Origin of the sequence: Bradyrhizobium sp. CCGUVB14 (assembly GCF_024199935.1) — a bacterium.
GTDB lineage: Bacteria > Pseudomonadota > Alphaproteobacteria > Rhizobiales > Xanthobacteraceae > Bradyrhizobium.
This window is the reverse complement of record NZ_JANADS010000001.1, coordinates 900,512-923,608: the sequence shown is the minus strand read 5'-3', so window position 1 is coordinate 923,608 and position 23,097 is coordinate 900,512. Positions and strand designations below refer to the sequence as shown.

Below are 23,097 nucleotides of genomic sequence, written 5' to 3'. Positions count from 1 at the left end.
CGAGGTGGACGTTCGCCATGAACGGGACTTGAGCAGCGATGAGCACAGCAGCCGCCTTCTGCGAAGCGGGCCTTGCGCATTTCAGGGACGGACGGCCTCTCGACGCGCGTGCCTGCTATCAGCAGGCCCTCGGAATCGATGCGGAACACACCGACGCGCAGCATCTCATGGGGCTGCTGTTTCTCCAGGCCAGGCAATACAACGAGGCCCTCGCGTGGATCGTCCGCGCGATCCAGCGCGCGCCGAAGCCCGAATATCTGGCGAGCTTCGCGACGGTGCTGCAGCAATATGGGCGCTGCGACGAGGCGCTTAACGTCATCGACCAGGCGATCCAGCTTCGGCCGGACGATGCCGAGCTGTGGCGACAGCGCGGCGACATTTTGATTCAGCTTGCGCGGCTCGATCAAGCCCTGCTGAGCTTTCAACAGACGCTCAAGCGCGATCCACATCATCACGACGCTCTGTATAAGAGCGGGGCTCTCCTTCACAAGCTCGAGCGCAACGAGGAGGCGGTGGCAGCTCTTGATCTCAGCGACAGCCTGTTCCCCAACCATGCCCCGACGCTGCGAACGCGCGCATGGGTTCGCTATTGTTTGAAACGGTTCGAGGACTCCGCGGCCGACGGCAGGCGGGCACACGAGCTCGATCCCGACAATGCCGAGATCTGCAACAATCTCGGCCTCTCGTTGCGGCGGCTCGGCCGGAATGACGAGGCGCTGGCGTGGTTCGACAAGGCCATCTCGATCCAGCCGCGCTTCGTGGATGCCTTCGACAACAAGCTGGTGGCGCTTTTCCAGCTTCATCGCTTCGACGAGGTGTTCGCGCTGTCCGATCGCATGAATGCGATCGGGCTGAGCAGCGCGGTGACAGCGTGGAATGTCTCCCTGGCCCATCTCCTGACCGGCAATTTCGAAGCCGGCTGGCGCGGACACCAGACCCGATTGAAACTGCCTTCGGCACCACGACACCCTCAGTTTCAGCAATCGATCTGGCTCGGGGAAGACGGCATCGCGGGAAAGACGATCCTTGTCGCGGCGGACGAGGGGTTGGGCGACACCATTCACTTCGTCCGCTACGTCCCGATGCTGGCGGAGCGCGGAGCACGCGTGATTCTTGTCGTGCAGGACCCGCTGCATCGGCTGATGTCGACACTGAGCGGTGCATCCCTTTGCATTCCGCGGTCGGCCATGGGCACGCTGCCGGCGTTCGACTTGCACTGCCCGATTTCCAGCCTGCCGCTTGCCTTCAAGACCCGTCTCGAGACGATTCCGTCCGGACCATATCTGCCCGCCCCTCCGGAGAGCCTCGTTCAAGCCTGGGAGAATCGTCTTGGCGCTCGAACCAGGCTCCGGGTCGGCCTGGTCTGGTCCGGCGATCCACATCACGTGAACGACGAGACCCGCTCGATTCCGCTGCGAACGCTGTCGCGTATTCTCGATGTGAATGCGAGCTTCGTCAGCCTGCAGAAGGCCCCGCGCCCGCATGATGCGGCGGTGCTGCGGGAGAGACGCGACATTGCCGACCCGACCGCTGATCTCGCCGACTTCACCGACACCGCCGCGCTGATCGCCTGCCTCGATCTCGTGATCACCGTCGACACCAGCGTCGCGCATCTCGCCGGCGCGCTCGGCCGTCCGACCTGGATCCTGCTGCCCTGGACGCCCGACTACCGCTGGCTGCTCGATCGCGCGGACAGCCCCTGGTATCCGAGCGTGCGGCTGTTCCGGCAAACCGAGACGCGCGACTATGAGAGCGTGGTTGATCGCGTGCGGGAGGAATTGCGGGCGCTGGCCGCCGCGTTTGGACCGGGCCCGCGTTGAGGGCACATGCGCGGCGCCTGACGGCTCCGCCGGCAAAGGTATTATCTTCCGCAGCACAAACGGACTTCAACCCTGCGGCAAATGCGACCGCGGTCCGTTCAATGTTAACCCGCAGCGCCGGATGCAGGCCGACATACAGGATTCGTTAACGCAGCCGCCCTAGCCTTTAAGGACTTGGGCAAAATCGCGACATGCTGCCGGATCGTCGATGACAGGAAATCATGCTGCCTCGACCCTGCCGGACGAGGTTCGCGTACGACTCTACGATCAGGCCCTGAATGCCGCGCGCATCGGCGCCTGGGAATGCGAACTCGAGACCGAGCGCCTGAACTGGACCCAGGGCGTCTACGACATCTTCGGCTATCCCGAGAACAACCCGCTGCGGCGCGCAAGCATCGTCGATCTCTACATCGACGAATCCAGGCGCCACATGGAGCTCGCGCGTGCCGAGGTGATCCGGAGCGGCTGCCCGGTCACGCTCGATACCGAGATCAGAACCTGGCGCGGTGAAAAGCGCTGGATGCGCCTCTCGATTAACGCTGTACGAGAGGGCGGAAGGCCGGTGCGGATCTTCGGCTCCAAGCAGGACGTCACCTCCGACCGACAGGCACTCGAGAGCCTGCGGCAACAGGCCGAAACCGATCCGCTCACCGGGCTCGCCAATCGTGCGGTGTTTCAGGCCCGCTATCGTGAGGTCGTCAACGACAGCCTGAATCACGGCTTTGCGTCGGCGCTCGTTCTGATCGACCTCGACGGCTTCAAGCAGCTCAACGATACATCGGGCCATCTGGCCGGAGACGCATGCCTGTGCGAGGTCGCGCAGCGTCTGCGGCGGGCCTTCTACAATGCCGGCCTGGTCGGCCGGCTCGGTGGCGACGAATTCGCGATCATCCTGCGCGCGCCGAAAGATCCTGCGCGGATCGCGCGCGTGCTGCAGCAGACCATCATGATGCTGAGCCGCCCGTTATTCTGGAACGGCCTTCGCCTCCAGGTCGGCGCCTCGATCGGAGCTGCGCTGGTTGGCCGTCCGCATCGGCGGCGGATCGTCGAATTGTTCGCGGAAGCCGACATCGCCCTCTATGACGCGAAGGCCGCCGGCCGCAACCGGGTCCGTCTGATCGGGGACGAAGGGCAAAGCCGGGCGGCTTAGGCCTGCAGGCTAGCGAGCCGCGAGCGCCGAAACCGCCATCATCACAGCGCCGACTGCGACCGCAGCGATACCACTATAGGCGTCCCCGATGGACCGCCAATGATAATCCGTATTGAAAACCGCGAGCAGATGGTCCTGGAACATCGCTTCCTGCGACTGATGCCTGAACATCAGCACGACGCCGACGACGATGACGGCGATCCCCATGATCATCAGTGCGACCTGCGCCGTAATCTTCATATCGCCTCCGATTCCATCAGAAATCGTTTGCAACCACAGCACACAATATAGCTATAGTACGACCTTTGTCGAGTTGCGCACAATCGACCGGCACATCGGACATCGCCGTGACGCCCATCGCCGGTATGTGCACTGTCTGGAAGGTCGCTTCGAATGACTGCATTCATTCTATCGGCCACGATCGCCTTCGCACTCTACGAATTGCTGGCCTTCACTGAATGGCCGGTCAACCAGAGCTTTATAAGCTTTTGCCGCGTTACGCTCGGCTTGAGCGAGGCGACGACACGAACGCTGCGTAAGGTCGTCGTGATCATGATCGTTATCTTGGTCCTGCTGACCGTACTGACCATTCACGACTTTGCATCCCCGGTCAGCGCCCTTGCGCGCAATCAGGTCAACATCATCTTCGGCTTCGTGTTCGGCCCGCTGTTTGCCATCTGGGTCAACAGCGTTGTCGTTCATAGCTCCGGTGAGGACCTCACCCGCGGCCAGATTTTTGGGGCGATCGGCCTGGTCATTCTGTTTGCCTTTGGTGCCGTCGGCAGTGAGGGTTCAGGTCTCATCAGGCTATTCGTGCGCAATCTGACCTCGCTCAAGCTCGGCGTCGCCGAGTTGTCCTTCGCGACGAGAGAGCAAGGCGGCCGAGAGCGGCTCGCATCCACGGGAATCGCGGGGACCAGCAGCACATATGTGCAGGGAGGATCGACCGGACTGCAGAACCTAGCATATCTCGACACCATCATCGAGCGTGATCAGGATTATCTGAAGACGGCATTTGCGCCGAAGTCCCAGACAGTGCCGGACGACGACGATTTGCGACGCAGCGCCCAGTTCGCCAAATCCACAATCACACCGCCCTTGAAATGTCTGTTCGCTTGGTTCGAGCAAACCGCCGATTCTGGCCCCGTCGAGAAATATCTCTCCGTCTACAGCGATACATTCCGGCGGCTCGACGCCTTGAACGCGGGTGCAAACGCTGCAGTTGGCTCACTCGACCCCCTCGCACGGGAACGCGGCCTGAATGAAGTCAGCTCCGATTTCGTCCGCAACGGTCTGCACATGGCGCTGGACATCTTCCGGTCCACGGGGGCGGCCTCCGTTCTTCCACCATGCGGGGAGTGGTTCGAGATCTATTGTCCCAGCCGTGAAAAGCCTCCGACAACCGATCAGGAAGGCTATATCAACGGATGCCTGCAGGAGGCGTTGGATCAGTTCATCGACAAGGCCGAGGCGCCCAAGACCGGAAAGGTGCTGGAGCGAATAACTTACCTCGCCGACAATCTGGACGAGATGATCGAGCCCCGGCGGTCGCGTAGCCCAGGTGGACTGGAGGTGCTACCCTATTTCGCAGTTGCCCGCGCCAGCCTCATGACACAGCTCGGGCAGCACGAGGCCGCAGCCGCCATCCTGGATGATTGGCTAAGCGCCCGCCGCGGCGAGAATGAACGTCCACAGCGGCAAGCTGCATATCAGGTGTTTCCAGCGCTGCAACGCAAGGACGATTGGTTCGCCCTACGAGTCCGCTCGATGCTCGTCGTGTATGTCGAGGAATGGCTGGCAGACAACAAGGCGAAGGTGGCAACGGTTGTCCAGACCGAGCATCTACGCAACCTGCAGGCAACCATCGACGGTATCAGGGCCCGTTTGCGAAAGGCCGATTTCTTCGAGAAGCTGAGCGATGCGTGCCGCACGAAATGCGAGCCCGTATTCAAGCGCCCCACGATATGCGAGTCGGACGAGCCGTTGGCGCGGCTAAAGCTGTGGCAGCGCCTGTACTCGTCCTACGTCACCATGGAATACACGTACATTCATCGAACGATCGAGCATCCGGACTATGCGAAGCTCGCAGAAGCAGTGAACGACGAGGCGCGCAAATTGGCCAACTTCGACCTTTCATGCGGCACTGACCAGCCGCCAGCCAAGGTGCTGTACGCTCAGTCGCTTCTGGCGTTCGCCGAGAACGCCGTCGCTTATTCCAGACTGCGCGCCAAGATCGACGATCAGGCCACGCACCAAAAACGACTAAACGAAGCCGAACGCGCCGCAAAATTTGGCCTGCAAATCGTCGACGACACAGCTAGGGAGGATCAGGAACGTTCCGGCAAACCGTATCTCGCACGGATCGCGCCGAGCTTTGCGGTGGGCGTCCAGGAGCAGCTCAAGCTACAGATCGCCAAGATCGACAAGGCGCGCACTGATTTGGCGGAATAGCGTCGCGCGAAGCACGACGAAGCCCGCCTACGGAGGCGTCACGGTCGCGAGTGCCGGCGACAAGGCCGAAAACATCAGCACCAGTCCGACTGCATAAATTCCGAAGAGGCGCAGCATGGCACGCTCCATTCCCTGTAGCCGATAATATAAGCCTTACCGCTGAACCGCAAATGAACGAACGGCCACTTCAGGAACCGCGAATACGCTGGTTCCATTGGAACAAAAACGGGACAATGATGGAAAAAATGGCGCGCCCGGAACGATTCGAACGTCCGACCCTCAGATTCGTAGTCTGATGCTCTATCCAGCTGAGCTACGGGCGCGTTTTTCGCAGGACAGCGGGCTGGGCCCGCTTGCAGCCTCCAGACAGCGCCGGGAGGGGTGCGAAAGAGCGCTCTGACTAACCGCTCTTGGCCGGATTGGCAAGGTCCGGGATGGGGAGATTTTCAACTCGCTCGTCATTCCGGGATGGCCCGAAGGGCCAGGCCCGGAATCCATTACCCCGGCTGGTGGTTATGGCTTCCGGGCTCGCGCCAAGAGGCGCGCCCCGGAAATGACAGGAGATTGCAAGCCGCTGGCCGATCAGGCCCGCTGCCGCTCGTTGCGGATGGAGAGGAGTTCCACGGGACGGTCGGGAATGACGATCCGGAAGGTGGCGCCGATGGTGCCTTCGACCAGATGGATGTCGCCGCCGTGGGCCCGGACGAGCTCGGCTGCGATGGCAAGGCCGAGCCCGCTGCCGCCGGGGCGGCCGGAGGTCTGGAACGCCTCGAACAGATGCTCCCGGGTCTTCTGGGGCACGCCCGGGCCGGTATCGGAGACTTCCAGGATGGCGACCCCGCCTTCGCGTTTTCCAGTGATCCGGATCTGTTGCGGGCCACCATCGCCGGAGGCATGGCTCTCCAGCGCCTGGGCGGCGTTGCGCACGAGGTTGAGCAGCACGCGGAACAGCTGGTCCGGATCGGCGTCGACCGCGAGCCCGCGCTCGATCGCGGCGACCCAGGCAATCGAGACGTCATTGGCAAGACCGGCGGTCTCGCGCACCTCCAGCACGACCGGCTCGATCAGCATCATGCGCCGGTCGGGCGCGGCCTCCTGGGCGCGACCATAGGACAGCGTCGACTGGCAGAAGGCGATGGCGCGTTCGAGCGAGCGCACCAGCTTCGGCGCAAAGCGCTGCACCCGCGGATCGGGCACGCTGGCGAGCTGGTCCGACAGGAGCTGCGCCGAGGCCAGCAGATTGCGCAGATCGTGGTTGATCTTGGAGACGGCGAGGCCGAGGGCTGCGAGCCGGCTCTTCTGATGCAGCATCGACATCAGGTCGCGCTGCATGTCCGACAATTCGCGCTCGGCGACGCCGATTTCGTCGCTGCGCTGGCTCGGCACGATGATCCGCGCCGAGCTTTCGGGATTTTCGTGGAAGCCGACCAGGCTCGCCGTCAGCCGCCGCATCGGCCGCACGAACAGATAATGGAGCGCGAGATAGACGAGGCCGGCGGTCAAAATGCCGATGATCAGCGCGACCACCACGACGTTGCGGGAGAAGCGATACATCGACTGCCGCAGCGGCAGGTCGTCGGTCACGATTTCGATGAACTGGGCGTTGCCGACGCCGGGGCCGACGATGCGGATCGGCTGGTTGCCGGTCTCCAGCATCATCTGGAACGAGCCGGTGATGGCCTGCCACACGGTCATGTCGCGCAGATCGATGTCGTGCTCGATCGTGGCGGGCAGATTGTCGCTGGCGAGCAGGCGGCGCTGCTGGCCCATCTTGATCGCGACCGCGCGCGCATTGATGCTCTTGAGGATTTCGCGCGACAGCGAATCCGGCACCATGCCGAGCGGCGCCGCATCGAGCACCAGCGCCGCCGTGTTGGCCGCGGCGACGCGGTCGTTGAGCCGGTTGACCCAGAAGTTCGCGATCGCAGGCACATAGAGCAGGACGGCCGCGATCATCACCAGGGGGACGGTCAGCAGCAACAGCTTGCCGGACAGGCCGAGGCCACCCGGTCCGCGGGATCGCGTCACCGGCTGGTCCAATGGCCCATCCGGATCCTGATCGGTCACGCGATCCGGATCCTGGGTCGGCTGCTGGAGGTCTGTCGCTACCACGAAATTCGCCCCTGCTGGCCTTCTGATAGAGCTCGACTGCTGGAGGATGCGACCCGACCCTGGGGGTGGTCAAATTACGGATCTCTAATCTGCCAAGGTGGGATGTAGGCGCTGATACCGCCATCCGCCACCTCAAGGGTTAAAAACCCCAAGGAAACAGTGATATTCACCGGAACTGCGCGGTCCTGTGGCGTTGACGAAAACAAGTCGCTCGCTTATAAGCCGCGCAAATTGTCCGCGATGACCCGGTGCGACACCGGGAGCGGCTCTTCTGGGGCCGGAAAGGACCCATTTGGGGCCGCATCTTCCGGACTTTACCATCAATTCTACAGGCAAATTGCCCGGTCAGCGGAGAAAAACCCGTGAAGCGGACTTATCAACCCAGCAAACTGGTGCGCAAGCGCCGCCACGGCTTCCGGGCCCGTCTCGCGACCGCCGGCGGTCGCAAGGTTCTGGCTGCCCGCCGCGCCCGCGGCCGCAAGCGTCTGAGCGCCTGAGCCGGACCCCCTTTTTGGGATTTCATTATGGATCGGCTGAGGCAGCGAGCGGATTTCCTCGCCGTTGCCAATGGCGCGCGGGTGAATAGTCCCGCGTTCGTCCTGCAAAGCCGCATCCGCGACGACGCTGGCCCGATCCGGATCGGCTTCACCGTTACCAAAAAGAACGGCAACGCCCCCGAGCGCAATCGCATCCGGCGCCGGCTTCGCGAACTGGTGAAGCGGCTCGATCCGGTTTCGATGCAACCCCATCATGATTATGTGCTGGTCGGCCGCAGGGACGCGCTCTCGCGCGACTTCACGACCATGCTCGACGATCTGCGCATAGCGTTCACGAAGCCCGCGCGGCATACGGCCAGAGGACCTAACAAGGGACGCGGGCCGAGGCCCGGCCCAGCCGCCAGCCGCAAACCGGATTGATGACGAGATCAAAGTGATGACCGACAATCGCAATACCATCCTCGCCGTCATTCTCTCCGGCCTGGTGCTGATCGCCTGGCAGTACTTCTACAATGTGCCGGCGATGGAGAAGCAGCGCGCCCAGCAGCAGGCCCAGGCCGAGCTGCAAAAGGCCAATCCGCAGCCGACCGCATCCGCCACGCCGGGCGCCACCCCGCAGGCCGGCACGACGCCCACCACCGCGCCGGGCGCGAACCAGCAGGTCCAGCCGACCGTCAGCCGCGACACCGCGATTGCCGCAAGCCCCCGCGTGAAGATCGATACGCCGCGCCTCGCCGGCAGCATCTCGCTCAAGGGTGGCCGCATCGACGACCTCGCGCTGCTGCAGTTCCGCGAGACGGTCGACCCGAAATCGCCGCCGATCATTCTCTATTCGCCCTCGGGCACCGCAGAGCCCTATTACGCCGAGTTCGGCTGGGTGGCCGCGACGGGCGTGACGGCGAAGATGCCTGATGCCCAGACCGTCTGGCAGCAGGAGGGCAGCGGCAGCCTGACGCCGACCTCGCCGGCGGTGCTGAAATGGGACAATGGCGAAGGCCTCACCTTCCGCCGCACCATCTCGGTCGACGACCACTATCTCTTCACCATCAAGGACGACGTGAGCAATGTCGGCAACGCGCCGGTCACGCTCTACCCGTTCGCGCTGATCTCGCGCCACGGCACGCCGCAGGTGTCGGGCTATTACATCCTGCATGAAGGCCTGATCGGCTATCTTGATGGCCTGCAGGAATATGCCTACAAGAAGATCGACGAAGCCAAGTCGGTCAACTTCAAGGCCACCAATGGCTGGCTCGGCATGACCGACAAGTACTGGGCTTCGGCGCTGCTGCCCGACACCAGTGCCCAGCTTCAGGCGAAGTTCTCCTCGAACCTCGTCGGCAACGTCCATACCTACCAGACCGACTATCTGCTCGATCCCGTCACCGTCGCGATCGGCGGCACGGCGACCGCAAACGCGCGGCTGTTCGCGGGTGCCAAGGAAGCCGGCGTCGTCGGCGTGTTCCCGTTCGCGGGGCTCGGCGGCTACAACAAGGCGCTCGGGCTGAACCATTTTGATCTGTTGATCGACTGGGGCTGGTTCTACTTCATCACCAAGCCGATGTTCCTCGGTCTCGACTTCTTCTACCGCTTCTTCGGCAATTTCGGCATCTCGATCCTGCTCGTGACCGTGATCGTGAAGCTGTTGTTCTTCCCGCTGGCGAACAAATCCTACGCCTCGATGGCGAAGATGAAGTCGGTCCAGCCGCAGCTTCAGGCGCTGAAGGAGCGCTATCCCGACGACAAGGTGAAGCAGCAGCAGGAGATGATGGAGATCTACCGCAAGGAGAAGATCAATCCGGTCGCCGGCTGTCTTCCCGTGGTGATCCAGATCCCGGTGTTCTTCTCGCTCTACAAGGTGCTGTTCGTCACCATCGAAATGCGGCACGCGCCGTTCTTCGGTTGGATCAAGGACCTCTCGGCGCCCGATCCGACCAATCTGTTCACGCTGTTCGGCCTGATCCCGTTCGATCCGACCACGCTTCCGCTGTTCGGCCACTACCTCGCGCTCGGCATCTGGCCGATCATCATGGGCATCACGATGTGGTTCCAGATGAAGCTGAACCCGACGCCGCCGGATCCGACGCAGCAGATCATCTTCAACTGGATGCCGCTGATCTTCACCTTCATGCTGGCGGGCTTCCCGGCGGGTCTTGTGATCTACTGGGCCTGGAACAACACGCTCTCGGTGCTCCAGCAGAGCTTCATCATGCGCCGCAACGGCGTGAAGGTGGAGCTGTTGGACAACATTCGAAACGTGTTCAAAAAAAAAGTGACGACTGAGGCGACGTAGCCGTCCGACACTGCCAGGCAAACTGCCTCCACAGCGTCATGCCCGGGCTTGTCCCGGGCATCCACGTTTAGGAGGGGGATAATTTTTAGATGACCGATAAGTCAGACGACAAGCTGATCGAAACCGGACGAAAGCTGTTCGCCCGCGACTGGCAGTTCATCTGGGCTTCGCCCTCGATCCAGACGCTGCCGCCGATGGCGGGGCTGGAGATCGCTTTTGCCGGGCGCTCCAATGTCGGCAAATCGAGCCTGATCAACGCGCTTACGGGGCGCAACGCGCTGGCGCGCACCTCGCATACGCCGGGCCGCACCCAGGAGCTGATCTTCTTCGAGGTCCCCGGAAAAACCGACCTGCGTCTCGTCGACATGCCCGGCTATGGCTATGCCAAGGCGCCGAAGAGCCAGGTCGCATCATGGACCGAGCTGATCCACACATTCCTGCTGGGGCGTGCCTCGCTCGCACGCGTCTACGTGCTGATCGACGCGCGGCATGGGCTGAAGGACGTCGATCTCGAGGTGCTCAAGACGCTCGACCGCTCCGCCGTCAGCTACCAGATCGTGCTGACCAAGGCTGACCAGGTGAAGGCCTCCGAGCTCCAATCGCGCATCGCCGAGACCGAGGCGGCGCTGGCCAAGCATCCAGCGGCGTTCCCGAACGTGCTCGCGACCTCGTCGCGCTCATCGACCGGCATGGCCGAACTGCGCGCCGCCATGGCCAAGCTGCTGGAGGAGCGGACCAAGTGATGGCTCGCCTCCTGATCGCGCTAGCCGGCTTGATGGGCGCCGCCGGCGTGGCGCTGGCCGCTGCCTCCGCCCATGGCGCCGACGCCAGCCGGCTTGCCTCCGCCAGCGCCATGCTGCTGTTTCATGCAACTGCCATATTGGCCGCTGTCGCCCTGCTCGCGCGCGGCCTTCTGCACGGCGGAATTGGCCTGATCGCCGCGATCGGCTTCGTGATCGGCGCGGCGCTGTTCGCGGGCGACCTGACTTTGCGGCAATATGCCGGGCACTCACTGTTTCCGATGGCTGCGCCATCAGGCGGAACGACAATGATCTTGAGCTGGCTGGCGGTGACGCTGGCGGCGGTGGTGGCGAAGAAGTGACGTTTCGCCTTACCCTCCCCTGGAGGGGTCCGGGACGAGCGTAGCTCGCCCGTGGGTCGCTACGCATGCAGCGAAGCGAAATGCGTAGCGGGGTGGGGTGATCTCTCCACTCGGGCACTGTTCGTCGCGGAGAGACCGTCACCCCACCCCGCTCGCGCTACGCGCGATCGACCCTCCCCCTCCAGGGGAGGGTAAGAGCGAACACCACACTTTGCGCCTCGCCCGCCAATCAGATAGAACGCTGGCCGCGTTAGTCCCGCCAGCGAGATCCGCCTCATGACCGAAATCTCCCCGCTCGACCAGGCCCGCATCCTGTCCGAAGCGCTGCCGCACATGCAGCAGTACGACGAAGAAACCATCGTCATCAAATATGGCGGCCACGCCATGGGCGACGAGGAGACCGCGAAGAATTTCGCCCGCGACATCGTGCTGCTCGAGCAGACCGCGATCAATCCGGTGGTGGTGCATGGCGGCGGGCCGCAGATCGCGACCATGCTCAAGCGCCTCGGCATCGTCTCTGAATTCGCCGCGGGCCTGCGCATCACCGACGCCGCGACCATCGAGATCGTCGAGATGGTGCTCGCCGGCTCCGTCAACAAGCAGATCGTCGGCTACATCAACGAAGCCGGCGGCAAGGCCGTGGGCCTCTCGGGCAAGGACGGCAACATGGTGAAGGCGTCGAAGACGACGCGCACCATCATCGATCCGGACTCGCATATCGAGAAGGCGGTCGATCTCGGCTTCGTCGGCGACCCCGAAAAGGTCGACCTCACGCTGCTCAACCAGCTGATCGGCTACGAGCTGATCCCGGTGCTGGCACCGCTCGCAACCTCGAAGGACGGCCAGACGCTCAACGTCAACGCCGACACCTTTGCAGGCGCCGTTGCCGGTGCGCTGAAGGCCAAGCGTCTCCTGCTGCTCACCGACGTGCCGGGCGTGCTCGACAAGTCGAAGAAGCTGATCCCGCAATTGTCAGTGAAAGACGCGCGAAAACTGATCGCCGACGGCACCATTTCCGGCGGCATGATCCCGAAGGTCGAGACCTGCATCTATGCGCTGGAGCAGGGTGTCGAGGGCGTCGTCATCATCGACGGCAAGATGCAGCACGCCGTGCTGCTCGAGCTCTTCACCAACACGGGCACGGGCACGCTGATCCACAAGTGAGCGACGCAAAAACGAGAGACATCGTCATGGCCGGGATTGTCCCGGCCATCCACGATCTTTCGTCTGGATCCAAGAACGTGGATGCCCGGGACAAGCCCGGGCATGACGAGGTGAGAGTTCAGAGACAACGCCGCTCGCCTCTGACGCGTCTGCTGATGACGCTGCCGGCGGCGGCCGTCTCGTTTGTCTTCTCCTCCGCGCCGGCCTTCGCCGATCTCAAGATCTGCAACCGCATGTCCTATGTCGTCGAGGCCGCGATCGGCATCGACGACAAGGCGGCGACTGCGACGCGCGGCTGGTTCAGGATCGATCCCGCCACCTGTCGCGTCGTGGTTCAGGGCACGCTGACCGCCGACCGCATCCTGCTCAATGCGCGGGCGCTCGGCGTCTATGGCGCCTCCCCGATCCCGCAGAACGGCAGCGACATGCTGTGCGTGGCGCAGGACAATTTCATTATCGCGGCCGCGCGACAGTGCCGCGCCGGACAGACCCAGGCCGCCTTCACCCAGATCACACCGACGCAGGGCGACGACGGCAATTTCGTCGCCTATCTCGCCGAGGATTCCGAATATGACGACGAGCAGGCGCGGCTCGCCGGCATCCAACGGCTTTTGGTGATCGCGGGCTATGACATCGGCGCGATCGACGGCGTCGACGGACCGAAGACGCAGGCCGCGCTCGCTGCGTTCCTGAAGAGCCGCGGCCTGTCCACCGACGTGGTCTCATCGCCGAATCTGTTCAAGACCATGGTCGATGCGGCACAGGCGCCGTCCCCGAGCGGTCTGACCTGGTGCAACGACACGCCGCACAAGGTGATGGCGGCGGTCGCGACCGACGACGGCAAGTCGGTGACGAGCCGCGGCTGGTACCGCATCGATCCCAAGACCTGCCTGCACCCTGATGTGACCGGGCAGCCGAAGCAGATCTACAGCTTCGCCGAAGCGGTTGATGCCGACAACCGCGCCATCAAGCTGAACGACAAGCCGCTGAACTGGGGCGGCGACAAGCAGATCTGCACCCGCGAGACCAAGTTCGAGACCAACGAGCAGACCGATTGCGGCGCGCGCGGATTTGCGGCGACCGGTTTTGGAGCGGTGGACATGAGCAGTGGCGGCAAGACGCTGCGGTTTGCGGCGCCGTGAGGTGATGATGGCTACTCTTGCTCATCCGTCGTCCTGGCGAAAGCCAGGACCCATTACCCCAGGATTGGGTTTGGCGAAGAACGATGACCGGAGTGCCCCATTGGGCTGCGGAGTATGGGTCCTGGCTTTCGCCAGGACGACAATTGAAGGCGGAGCTACTGCTTCGGCCCACAGAAGAGATTGAGATGACCCAACCCCGCACCTTCGCCCACGTCGACACCTGGGTGTTCGACCTCGACAACACGCTCTATCCGCATCACGTCAATCTGTGGCAGCAGGTCGATGCGCGGATCGGGGAGTTCGTGTGCAACTGGCTGCAGGTCGGCCCGGAGGAAGCGCGCAAGATCCAGAAGGACTATTACCAGCGCTTCGGCACCACCATGCGCGGCATGATGACCCTGCATGGCGTACGCGCCGACGACTACCTCGCTTACGTGCACAAGATCGACCATTCGCCGCTGGAGCCGAACCCGGCGCTCGGCGAGGCCATCGCAAAATTGCCGGGACGAAAGCTGATCCTGACCAACGGCTCGGTCGATCATGTCGATGCGGTGCTGGCGCGGCTCGGCCTCGGCTCGCATTTCGACGGCGTGTTCGACATCATCGCCGCCGAGTTCGAACCCAAGCCGGCGGCGCAGACCTATCAGAAATTTCTCGGCCTTCATGCCGTCGACCCGGCCAAGGCCGCCATGTTCGAAGACCTCGCCCGCAACCTCACCGTCCCGCATCAACTCGGCATGACCACCGTGCTGGTGGTGCCTGACGGGACCAAGGAAGTGGTGCGCGAGGACTGGGAACTGGAGGGCCGCGACGCCGCCCATGTCGACCACGTCACGGATGATCTGGCGGGGTTTTTGGCCGGGCTCAGCACGCTCTCTCCATGTCGTCCCGGCGAAGGCCGGGACCCATAACCACGAAATGTGGTTTTAGGCGAAGCGGTAACTCCGAGTCCTCGCCAAACTCCTCCCTGTGGGTATGGGTCCCGGCCTTCGCCGGGACGACACCGGAGCCTTGACTCCGTCCCCTCAAATCCCGAAAAAGCGCCCAATCCATCAAAATTCCCGTCTGCCATTGAGGAAATCCCGATGTCCCTGTCCGCCCTGGAATCCACCATCAACAGTGCCTTTGATGCACGCGACGGCATCTCGACCTCGACCAAGGGCGAAGTGCGCGAGGCCGTGAACCAGTCGCTGGAAATTCTGGACAAGGGCGAGGCGCGCGTTGCCGAGCGCGGGGCCGACGGCAAGTGGAAGGTCAATCAGTGGCTGAAGAAGGCCGTGCTGCTCTCCTTCCGCCTCAACGACATGGACGTCATTCCCGGCGGCCCGGGCCAGGCGAACTGGTGGGACAAGGTGCCCTCGAAGTTCGAAGGCTGGGGCCCGAACCGTTTTCGCGACGCCGGTTTTCGCGCGGTGCCCGGCGCCGTCGTGCGCCGCTCGGCCTTCATTGCCAAGAACGTCGTGCTGATGCCGTCCTTCGTCAATCTCGGCGCCTACGTCGATGAGAGCACCATGGTCGACACCTGGGCCACCGTCGGCTCCTGCGCGCAGATCGGCAAGCGTGTGCACATCTCCGGCGGCGCCGGCATCGGCGGCGTGCTCGAGCCGCTGCAGGCCGAGCCCGTGATCATCGAGGACGACTGCTTCATCGGCGCCCGCAGTGAGGTCGCCGAGGGCGTCATCGTGCGCAAGGGCGCGGTGCTGGCGATGGGCGTGTTTTTGGGCGCCTCGACCAAGGTCGTCGACCGCGAGACCGGCGAGGTCTTCATGGGCGAAGTTCCGGAATATTCGGTGGTGGTGCCCGGCGCACTGCCCGGCAAGCCCATGAAGAACGGCCAGATCGGCCCGAGCACCGCCTGCGCCGTGATCGTCAAGCGCGTCGACGAGCGCACGCGGTCGAAGACCAGCATCAACGAGCTGCTGCGGGATTAAACGGCTCTACGCGCGTCACTCCCTCGCCGTCACCCTGAGGCGGCCGCTTCTTCAGCGGCCCTCGAAGGGCGACGGCCCGGCTGCATCTCGGCCGTCCATCCTTCGAGGCTTCCCATGCGCCGCTTCGCGACGCATGGCGCGCACCTCAGGATGACGGGTCGGAGAGCGGAATCGAACCGTCCAGCGCTCCATCGCGACCAACAACCGGGCGGCTCCTCCCGTCCGGAGCCTTTGCGATGAACTGGCGCTGGTATCTTTTTCGCTTCGACGGCCGCGTCAACCGTGCCCTGCTGTGGCAGGCGCTGCTGATCGTGGCCTTGCTGGCGGGCTTGCTGGAGATCGTCGGTCAAGTCGTGCGGGCCGTCGAAGGCGGCACGACCCTCGCCCTCAAGCTCGGCTTCGACATCGATCTTGATTTCGCCCTCGACGACGTCTTCAAGGCTGTCGATCCCCGGACCTACCGTTCGCTGGCGTCAACGGATCGCGCGACGCTGATCCTCAAGGCGCTGGGCACGTCGCTGTTCTTCTGGATCTTCCTCGCGACCGCCATCAAGCGACTGCATGACCGTGACAGGAGCGGATGGTGGATCATTCCCTTCGTATTCGTCCCGAGACTGTTCTTCCATTTCTCGGGCTTGCTTCCTGCCTCGGGCTGGTTCGTTCCGTTCGACTGGGCGATCTCCGCGCTGTGGCTGTGGGGCCTCGTCGAATTGTTCATCGTGCCCGGCACCTCGGGCCACAACCGGTTCGGCCCCGATCCGCTCGCCGAGATCGAGGCCCCTTCACCCGCAGCCTCCCCTGCGAAAAGCTGGGATCAGAGCCGCGAGCTCGAATTCGTGCCGCCCAGCGCTAGCCCACCCGGCGGCATGCATGTTAAGCGGGGCTCATGACCGATGCTCTTTCGATTGCCCGCGACCTCATCCGCTGCCCCTCGGTAACCCCGGCCGACGCCGGCGCGCTTGGCGTGCTTGAACAAGCGCTCAACACAGCCGGCTTCACCTGCCACCGCGTGACCTTCAGCGAACCCGGCACCGCCGACGTCGACAATCTCTATGCGCGGATCGGCACTGAAGGGCCGCACATCACCTTCGCCGGCCACACCGATGTCGTGCCGCCCGGCGACGAGAACGCCTGGAGCGTCGGCGCCTTCTCCGGCGAGGTGAAGGACGGCTTCCTGCATGGCCGCGGCGCGGTCGACATGAAGGGCGGCATCGCCTGCTCGGTCGCCGCGGTGCTGGAGCATCTCGCGGCGAACGGCGGCAAGCCGCGCGCCGACGGCACGGGATCGATCTCGTTCCTGATCACCGGCGACGAGGAAGACGTCTCCATCAACGGCACCATCAAGCTGTTGAAGTGGGCCGCCGAGCGCGGCGAGAAATTCGACCATTGCGTGCTCGGCGAACCCTCCAATGTCGAGACGCTCGGCGACACCATCAAGGTCGGCCGCCGCGGCTCGCAGTCGGGGACCCTCTATGTCGACGGCGTGCAGGGCCACGTCGCCTACCCGCATCGTGCGGCCAATCCGGTGCCGGATATTTCGCGACTGATCGTGGCGATCTCCGACGAGCCGCTCGACAATGGCAGCGCCCAGTTCCAGGCCTCCAATCTCGAATTCACCTCGGTGGACGTCGGCAACAAGGCGAACAACGTCATCCCGGGCGAGGCCCGCGCCAAATTCAACATCCGCTACAACGACAACCACACGCAGGCGAGCCTGCGCGAGCTGGTGGAGACGCGCCTGACCAAGGCGTGCGGCAACCGCATCAAGGCCCGCATCGTCTGGGAGCCGTCGAATTCCAACGTGTTCGTGACCAAGCCCGGCCCATTCACCGATCTCGCCGTGTCCGCGATCGAAGAGATCACGGGCCGCAAGCCGGAACTGTCGACAAGCGGCGGCACCTCGGATGCACGCTTCATCTCAAGCTATTGCCCCGTGATCGAGTTCGGCCTGGTCGGCCAGACCATGCACCAGGTCAACGAGCGCGTGCCGGTGGTTGACCTGGAGAAGCTGACCAAGGTCTATCGCGGGATTTTGACGCGGTATTTTGGATGACCTCTCCCTCGCCCCGTTCTTACGGGGAGAGGGTCGGGGTGAGGGGCTGCTTCCGCAATCACGGTGCCAGTGGGACTCGCGGAGAGTCCCCCTCACCCGCCGCGCTCCGCGCGTCGGCCTCTCCCCGCGAGCGGGGAGAGGCGAAGAAAGAATCAATAATCCACCTTCATCAGATACAGCCCCTCCGGCGGCGCGACGATGCCGCAGGCGGCGCGGTTGCGGGCCTCCAGCGCTGCGGAGAGATCGTCCGCGGTCCAGCGGCCTTCGCCGACCCAGACCAGCGATCCCACCATCGAGCGCACCTGGCTGTGCAGGAACGAGCGGGCCGAGGTGACGATGACGATCTCGCGCCCATCGCGCAGCACGTCGAGCTGGTCGAGCGTCTTCTCCGGCGATTTGGCCTGGCACTCGGTGTCGCGAAACGTGGTGAAATCGTGCTTGCCGAGCAGGCGCTGGGCGGCCGCATGCATCGCATCCGCATCGAGCCGGCGCGGCACGCGCCAGGCATGGCCGACGTCGAGCGCGAGATTGGCGCGGGTGTTGACGACGCGGTAGCGGTAGTGGCGCTTCACGGCCGAGAAGCGCGCCTCGAACGTATCAGGCACAATGTCGGCTTCGAGCACGGCGATCGGATGCGGGCGCAGATGCGCGTTGAGGCCATCGCGAAAGCGGCCCGGCGGAAACTGCTTCTCGATGTCGACATGCGCGACCTGGCCGCGCGCATGAACGCCGGCATCGGTGCGGCCCGCGCCATGGACCCGCAGGTCCGCGCCCGTCATCGCCTTCACCGCCACTTCGAGCGCACCCTGCACCGAGGGCAGCGTCTCCTGCACCTGCCAGCCGAAAAACGGCGCGCCGTCATATTCGATGGTGAGCTTGTAGCGGGGCATCAGGCCAGCCGCATCGGCGGCTTCACAGGCACGCCGCGCAGGAAGTCCGCGGCCTGCATCCGGCCCTTGCCCTCACGTTGCAGCTCGATAATGCGGATCGCGCCTTCGCCGCAGGCAATCGTGAGCTGCTCGTCCAGCACCGCACCCGGCTCGCCCGAGCCTTTCGCCAGTTCGCAGCGCAGGATTTTCAGGCGCGCATTCTCAAGCTCGGCCCAGGCGCCAGGAAACGGCGACAGGCCGTGGATGTGGCGCAGCACCGCGCGCGCAGGCTTGCTCCAGTCGATCCGCGCCTCGGCCTTGTCGATCTTGGCGGCGTAGGTGACGCCGTCCTCGCTCTGCTTCTTGAGCTGGAGCCCGCCGCGATCGAGCGCGCCCATCGCGCGCACCATCAGATCGGCACCAAGCCGGGACAGGCGATCGTGCAGATCGATCGCGGTCATGCTGTCGGTAATGGCGAGACGCTCGGCCATGGCGACGTCGCCGGTGTCGAGGCCGACATCCATCTTCATCACCATCACGCCGCTCTCGGCATCGCCCGCCATGATCGCGCGGTTGATCGGCGCGGCGCCGCGCCAGCGCGGCAGCAGCGAGGCGTGAAGGTTGTAGCAGCCGAGCTTTGGCGCATCGAGGATCGCCTGCGGCAGGATCATGCCATAGGCGACGACGACGGCGGCATCGGCATCAAAGGCGCTAAACTCGTCGAGCGCTTCCTGCGTCTTCAACGACTTCGGCGTCAGCACGGGCACGCCGAGCTTTCGCGCGGCTTCCTCGACCGGAGTGGGCTGCATCTGCAGCCCGCGCCGCCCGCCCGGCTTCGGCGCGCGGGTGTAGACGGCCACGATCTCGTGGCCATGCGCAACGAGCTCGAGCAGCGTCGGCACGGAGAAATCGGGCGTGCCCATGAAGAACAGGCGGAGGGGCATGACAAGGACTCGGTACGTTCCCTCCCCCCTTGTGGGGGAGGGCTAGGGAGAGGGGTGCCACACGACGCGCTCTCTCGGTTTGAGCGCGGGCACTTTGCTTACGCTCCGCAAATCAAGAGCGCCTTTTGCTGGGCTACCCCTCTCCCCCACCCTCCCCCACAAGGGGGGAGGGAGCGCAGGCGAGTGTGGGGCAACGCCAAAACTTACTCCGCGCGCTTGGCGGCTTTCTCGAACTTCTTGATCACGCGGTCGCGCTTGAGCTTCGAGAGATAGTCGACGAACAGCACGCCGTTGAGATGGTCGATCTCGTGCTGGATGCAGGTGGCGTAGAGGCCTTCGGCGTCCTCTTCGTGCAGCTTGCCGTCGAGGTCCGTGAAGCGCACCCGCACCTTCGCCGGCCGCTCGACCTCCTCGTAATATTCGGGGATCGACAGGCAGCCTTCCTCGTAGACCGACATATCCTCGGACGAGGCGATGATCTCCGGATTGATGAAGACGCGCGGCTCCGGCTTGGTCTCGCCGTCCGGGTTGGGCTTGGCGAGGTCCATGGTGATCAGCCGCAGCGGCTGCGCGATCTGGATCGCCGCGAGGCCGATGCCGGGCGCGTCGTACATGGTCTCGAACATGTCGTCGGCAAGCTTGCGGATCTCCGGCGTGACCTTCTCGATCGGCTTGGAGACCAGACGCAGCTGCTTGTCGGGCAGGATGATGATTTCTCTGAGGGCCATGGCGGGCGATTTAAGCCGCGCGCGACAAGCGGTCAATGCGGCCGGGAACGCGTTAACGCTCCGCTAACCATAAAACTTCAGCTTTTGTTAACCATAAAAATAAGGGATCGGTTAACCATAAATGTTCGCTATTCGTTCGTGCGCCCCGGCGAATCGGTTAGAAAGGCTGGCATGAACGAGATCATTTTCATGCTGGGCGACTGGCCGGTGCGCACCATTGATGCGCTGATCGGCTTCGGCGCCCTGGTCCTCATCCTGCTGATTGTCATTGCGGTCGTGATCGCGCGCTCCGGACGGCGCGGCGCGGAACTCGCCATGGCCCATGCCATCCGTGCCGACGAGCTGGAGGAGCGCCTCAGTCAGGTCCTGCACGCCCAGAGCGAGGCCGCCGGCCGGGCCGACGCCATGACCCAGGCGCTGGCCGGCCGCCAGGCCGAGATGGCGCGGGCGGTCAACGAGCGGCTGGATTCGGTGACCCATCGGGTCGGCCAGTCCATGGAACATTCGACCCGCAACACCATGGAGAGCCTGCGCGCGCTGCACGAGCGGCTCGGCATCATCGACAACGCGCACAAGAACCTCACCGACCTCACCACGCAGGTGACGACGTTGCGCGACGTGCTCGCCAACAAGCAGTCGCGCGGCGCCTTCGGGCAGGCTCGGATGGAGGCGATCGTCCAGGACGGCCTGCCGAAGGGCGCCTACGAATTCCAGTTCACGCTCTCGACCGGCAAGCGGCCCGACTGCGTCGTGTTCCTGCCCGACCAGCGCCCGCTCTGCATCGACGCGAAGTTTCCGCTGGAGGCGATGACGGCGCTGCACGATGCCCGCACCGACGAGGAGCGGCGAATGGCCACGCAGCGGCTGCGCGGCGACGTGATGAAGCATGTCAGCGACATCGCCGAAAAATACCTCGTCACCGGCGAGACCCAGGAGATGGCGCTGATGTTCGTGCCGTCGGAATCGGTCTACGCCGAGATCCATGACGGTTTCGACGACGTGATCCAGAAGGCCTATCGCGCCAAGGTCGTGCTGGTGTCGCCCTCGCTCTTGATGCTCGCGATCCAGGTGATGCAGCAGATCATGAAGGACGCGCGCATGCGCGACGCCGCCGACCAGATCCAGACCGAGGTGATCAAGCTCGGCGACGATCTGGGTCGTCTCAGGGATCGCGTGCTGAAATTGCAGAAGCATTTTGCCGACGCCAACGAGGACGTCCGCCAGATCCTGATCTCCGCCGACAAGATCGAAAAGCGCGCAGGCCGGATCGAGGAGCTCGATTTCAGCAAGACCGACGCACCCGCGGACGGCCCGCGGCTGGTATCGACCGGCGCGCCGGAGCTGTTTCCAAGGAAGCTCCAGGCTGGGGAGTGATACTTTTTACCTCCCCCCGTAAGAACGGGGAGAGGGGGAAGAGGCATCTCCGCCAGAATCTGCTAACACCTCCCCATGACCGCACCCGACGCGACCTCGCCCGCCGCTGCATCCGCCCCTGCGACCTCTTGGCGCGACAGTCTGGCCGTTTACCTGCAACCGCGGGTGCTGATCGTGCTGTTCCTCGGCTTTTCGTCCGGGCTGCCGCTGGCGCTGTCGGGATCGACGCTCCTGGTGTGGATGCGCGAGGCAGGCGTCGATCTCAAGACCATCGGGCTGTTTGCGCTGGTCGGCACGCCCTACACGCTGAAATTCTTGTGGGCGCCGCTGGTGGACGCGCTGCATGTGCCGCTGTTCACGCAGGCCTTCGGGCGGCGGCGCGGCTGGCTGGTGTTTTCGCAGATACTGCTGATCATTTCGATCCTGCTGCTGGCGATGACCGATCCGGCGCGCTCGCCGTTCTACGTCGCGCTCGGCGCCCTGCTGGTGGCGACGACGTCCTCGACGCAGGACATCGTGGTCGATGCCTTCCGCGTCGAGAGCCTGCCCGAGAGCGAGCAGGCCGCCGGCATGGCGGCCTATGTCGCGGCCTATCGCATCGGCATGCTGGTCTCGACAGCGGGTGCGCTGTTCATCGTCTCCGGCTTCGAGAGCACCGGCATCACGCGCACCTCGGCCTGGATGTGGGGCTATGTGGTCATGGCGGCGATGGTGCTGATCGGGACGATCACGGCACTGATCGCGACCGAGCCCGAGCAATCGATGCGCGCGGAAGCTGCGACGCACGAAGAGACCGCGTTCACGCGCGTGCTCCACGCGGCAATCGGCGCCTTCTCGGAATTCCTGTCGCGCAAGGACGCGATCGCGGCGCTCGCCTTCGTCGTGCTGTTCAAGTTCACCGACGCGTTCTCCGGCACGATGACCGCGCCGTTCGTGATCGACCTCGGCTTCACCCGCAACGATTATGCGGCGATCGTGAAGGGCGTCGGGTTGGCTGCGACGCTGATCGGCGGCTTCGCCGGCGGCTTTGTCGCGCGGCGTTATTCGCTCGCGACCTCGCTCTGGATCGGCGGCGTGGTGCAGGCGCTGGCGAACCTCACCTTCTCCTGGCTCGCCATTGTCGGCACCAATCAATGGGCGCTGGCGCTCGCGATCTGCGCCGAGAATTTCACCAGCGCGATCGGCACCGTGATCTTCGTCGCCTATCTCTCGGCGCTGTGCCAGAACCCGCTGCACACGGCGACGCAATATGCGCTGCTCACTGCGCTTGCCGCGGTGGGGCGGACCTATCTATCGTCAGGGGCGGGCTTCGTGGCGGCTGCGACCGGCTGGCCGCTGTTCTTCGTGATCTGCGTGCTGGTGGCGATCCCGAGCCTGGTGCTGCTCGTCTGGCTGCAGAAGCGCGGGCATTTTGAGGCGCTGGGGCCGATAAGGGTTTAGGAGACGACTGTCATGCCCCGCGAAGGCGGG

The 23,097-nt window shown here is 64.1% G+C and carries 21 protein-coding genes and 1 tRNA gene; 16 read left to right on the top strand and 6 right to left on the bottom strand.

The window, feature by feature from the left end:
- Positions 1–38: 38 nt before the first annotated feature.
- Both NLM32_RS04400 and NLM32_RS04395 read left to right on the top strand, forming a co-directional pair.
- A complete protein-coding gene (locus NLM32_RS04400; protein ID WP_254128045.1) occupies positions 39–1,820 on the top strand; it encodes a tetratricopeptide repeat protein in 1,782 nt (593 codons plus the stop codon).
- Between the two features lie 208 nt (positions 1,821–2,028).
- A complete protein-coding gene (locus NLM32_RS04395) occupies positions 2,029–2,970 on the top strand; it encodes a sensor domain-containing diguanylate cyclase (protein WP_254128044.1) in 942 nt (313 codons plus the stop codon).
- A gap of 9 nt (positions 2,971–2,979) precedes the next feature.
- Here the strand turns inward: NLM32_RS04395 and NLM32_RS04390 are convergent, their stop codons facing one another.
- Complete coding sequence (locus NLM32_RS04390) at positions 2,980–3,210, bottom strand: hypothetical protein (protein WP_254128043.1); 231 nt, start codon at positions 3,208–3,210, stop codon at positions 2,980–2,982.
- Between the two features lie 153 nt (positions 3,211–3,363).
- Here NLM32_RS04390 and NLM32_RS04385 point away from each other — a divergent pair, with 153 nt between their 5' ends.
- On the top strand, positions 3,364–5,421 hold the full coding sequence (locus NLM32_RS04385) for a hypothetical protein (protein WP_254128042.1): 2,058 nt from the start codon (positions 3,364–3,366) through the stop codon (positions 5,419–5,421).
- 246 nt (positions 5,422–5,667) lie between these two features.
- Here NLM32_RS04385 and NLM32_RS04380 read toward each other — a convergent pair.
- Both NLM32_RS04380 and NLM32_RS04375 read right to left on the bottom strand, forming a co-directional pair.
- Positions 5,668–5,744 (bottom strand) — tRNA-Arg (locus tag NLM32_RS04380).
- 259 nt (positions 5,745–6,003) lie between these two features.
- A complete protein-coding gene (locus NLM32_RS04375) occupies positions 6,004–7,533 on the bottom strand; it encodes a sensor histidine kinase (protein ID WP_254128041.1) in 1,530 nt (509 codons plus the stop codon).
- A gap of 362 nt (positions 7,534–7,895) precedes the next feature.
- Between NLM32_RS04375 and rpmH the strand changes: the two genes are divergently transcribed.
- From rpmH to dapE, 11 genes are all read left to right on the top strand, one after another.
- The gene (gene rpmH / locus NLM32_RS04370) at positions 7,896–8,030 is read left to right on the top strand and encodes a 50S ribosomal protein L34 (protein ID WP_008542748.1); all 135 of its coding nucleotides are present in this window, start codon (positions 7,896–7,898) and stop codon (positions 8,028–8,030) included.
- Between the two features lie 27 nt (positions 8,031–8,057).
- The gene (rnpA, locus tag NLM32_RS04365; protein ID WP_254128040.1) at positions 8,058–8,450 is read left to right on the top strand and encodes a ribonuclease P protein component; all 393 of its coding nucleotides are present in this window, start codon (positions 8,058–8,060) and stop codon (positions 8,448–8,450) included.
- A 16-nt stretch (positions 8,451–8,466) separates the two neighbouring features.
- Positions 8,467–10,320 (top strand): membrane protein insertase YidC, encoded by a 1,854-nt coding sequence (gene yidC / locus NLM32_RS04360; protein ID WP_254128039.1) that lies wholly within the window; start codon positions 8,467–8,469, stop codon positions 10,318–10,320.
- A gap of 89 nt (positions 10,321–10,409) precedes the next feature.
- Entirely contained in the window at positions 10,410–11,063 is a 654-nt protein-coding gene (gene yihA, locus NLM32_RS04355) for a ribosome biogenesis GTP-binding protein YihA/YsxC (RefSeq protein ID WP_254128038.1), read from the top strand.
- Positions 11,063–11,422, top strand: coding sequence for a DUF423 domain-containing protein (locus NLM32_RS04350; RefSeq protein ID WP_254135207.1), 360 nt, complete (start codon positions 11,063–11,065; stop codon positions 11,420–11,422). The genes yihA and NLM32_RS04350 overlap by 1 nt, the downstream gene beginning before the upstream one ends.
- 276 nt (positions 11,423–11,698) lie before the next feature.
- Entirely contained in the window at positions 11,699–12,586 is an 888-nt protein-coding gene (gene argB, locus NLM32_RS04345; protein ID WP_254128037.1) for an acetylglutamate kinase, read from the top strand.
- A gap of 155 nt (positions 12,587–12,741) precedes the next feature.
- Positions 12,742–13,728 carry a DUF1036 domain-containing protein gene (locus NLM32_RS04340; RefSeq protein WP_254135206.1) on the top strand — a complete coding sequence of 329 codons (987 nt, stop codon included), beginning with the start codon at positions 12,742–12,744 and terminating at the stop codon, positions 13,726–13,728.
- 185 nt (positions 13,729–13,913) lie between these two features.
- Positions 13,914–14,639 (top strand): pyrimidine 5'-nucleotidase, encoded by a 726-nt coding sequence (locus tag NLM32_RS04335; protein WP_254128036.1) that lies wholly within the window; start codon positions 13,914–13,916, stop codon positions 14,637–14,639.
- 174 nt (positions 14,640–14,813) lie between these two features.
- Positions 14,814–15,659 (top strand): 2,3,4,5-tetrahydropyridine-2,6-dicarboxylate N-succinyltransferase, encoded by an 846-nt coding sequence (gene dapD, locus NLM32_RS04330; RefSeq protein ID WP_254128035.1) that lies wholly within the window; start codon positions 14,814–14,816, stop codon positions 15,657–15,659.
- Between the two features lie 236 nt (positions 15,660–15,895).
- On the top strand, positions 15,896–16,549 hold the full coding sequence (locus tag NLM32_RS04325; protein WP_254128034.1) for a DUF805 domain-containing protein: 654 nt from the start codon (positions 15,896–15,898) through the stop codon (positions 16,547–16,549).
- On the top strand, positions 16,546–17,712 hold the full coding sequence (dapE, locus tag NLM32_RS04320) for a succinyl-diaminopimelate desuccinylase (RefSeq protein ID WP_254128033.1): 1,167 nt from the start codon (positions 16,546–16,548) through the stop codon (positions 17,710–17,712). The genes NLM32_RS04325 and dapE overlap by 4 nt, the downstream gene beginning before the upstream one ends.
- 152 nt (positions 17,713–17,864) lie before the next feature.
- Here the strand turns inward: dapE and truA are convergent, their stop codons facing one another.
- The 3 genes from truA to def all read right to left on the bottom strand — a co-directional run bounded on the left by truA (position 17,865) and on the right by def (position 20,253).
- Positions 17,865–18,602, bottom strand: a complete 738-nt coding sequence (truA, locus tag NLM32_RS04315) for a tRNA pseudouridine(38-40) synthase TruA (protein ID WP_254128032.1) — start codon at positions 18,600–18,602, stop codon at positions 17,865–17,867.
- Positions 18,602–19,525, bottom strand: a complete 924-nt coding sequence (gene fmt, locus NLM32_RS04310) for a methionyl-tRNA formyltransferase (RefSeq protein WP_254128031.1) — start codon at positions 19,523–19,525, stop codon at positions 18,602–18,604. Before fmt ends, truA begins: the two co-directional genes overlap by 1 nt.
- A gap of 203 nt (positions 19,526–19,728) precedes the next feature.
- Positions 19,729–20,253 carry a peptide deformylase gene (gene def, locus NLM32_RS04305; RefSeq protein WP_254128030.1) on the bottom strand — a complete coding sequence of 175 codons (525 nt, stop codon included), beginning with the start codon at positions 20,251–20,253 and terminating at the stop codon, positions 19,729–19,731.
- 171 nt (positions 20,254–20,424) lie between these two features.
- Here def and NLM32_RS04300 point away from each other — a divergent pair, with 171 nt between their 5' ends.
- Together NLM32_RS04300 and NLM32_RS04295 are read left to right on the top strand one after the other, a co-directional pair.
- The gene (locus NLM32_RS04300; RefSeq protein WP_254128029.1) at positions 20,425–21,627 is read left to right on the top strand and encodes a DNA recombination protein RmuC; all 1,203 of its coding nucleotides are present in this window, start codon (positions 20,425–20,427) and stop codon (positions 21,625–21,627) included.
- A 75-nt stretch (positions 21,628–21,702) separates the two neighbouring features.
- Positions 21,703–23,067, top strand: a complete 1,365-nt coding sequence (locus NLM32_RS04295) for an MFS transporter (protein WP_254128028.1) — start codon at positions 21,703–21,705, stop codon at positions 23,065–23,067.
- Positions 23,068–23,097: the final 30 nt, after the last annotated feature.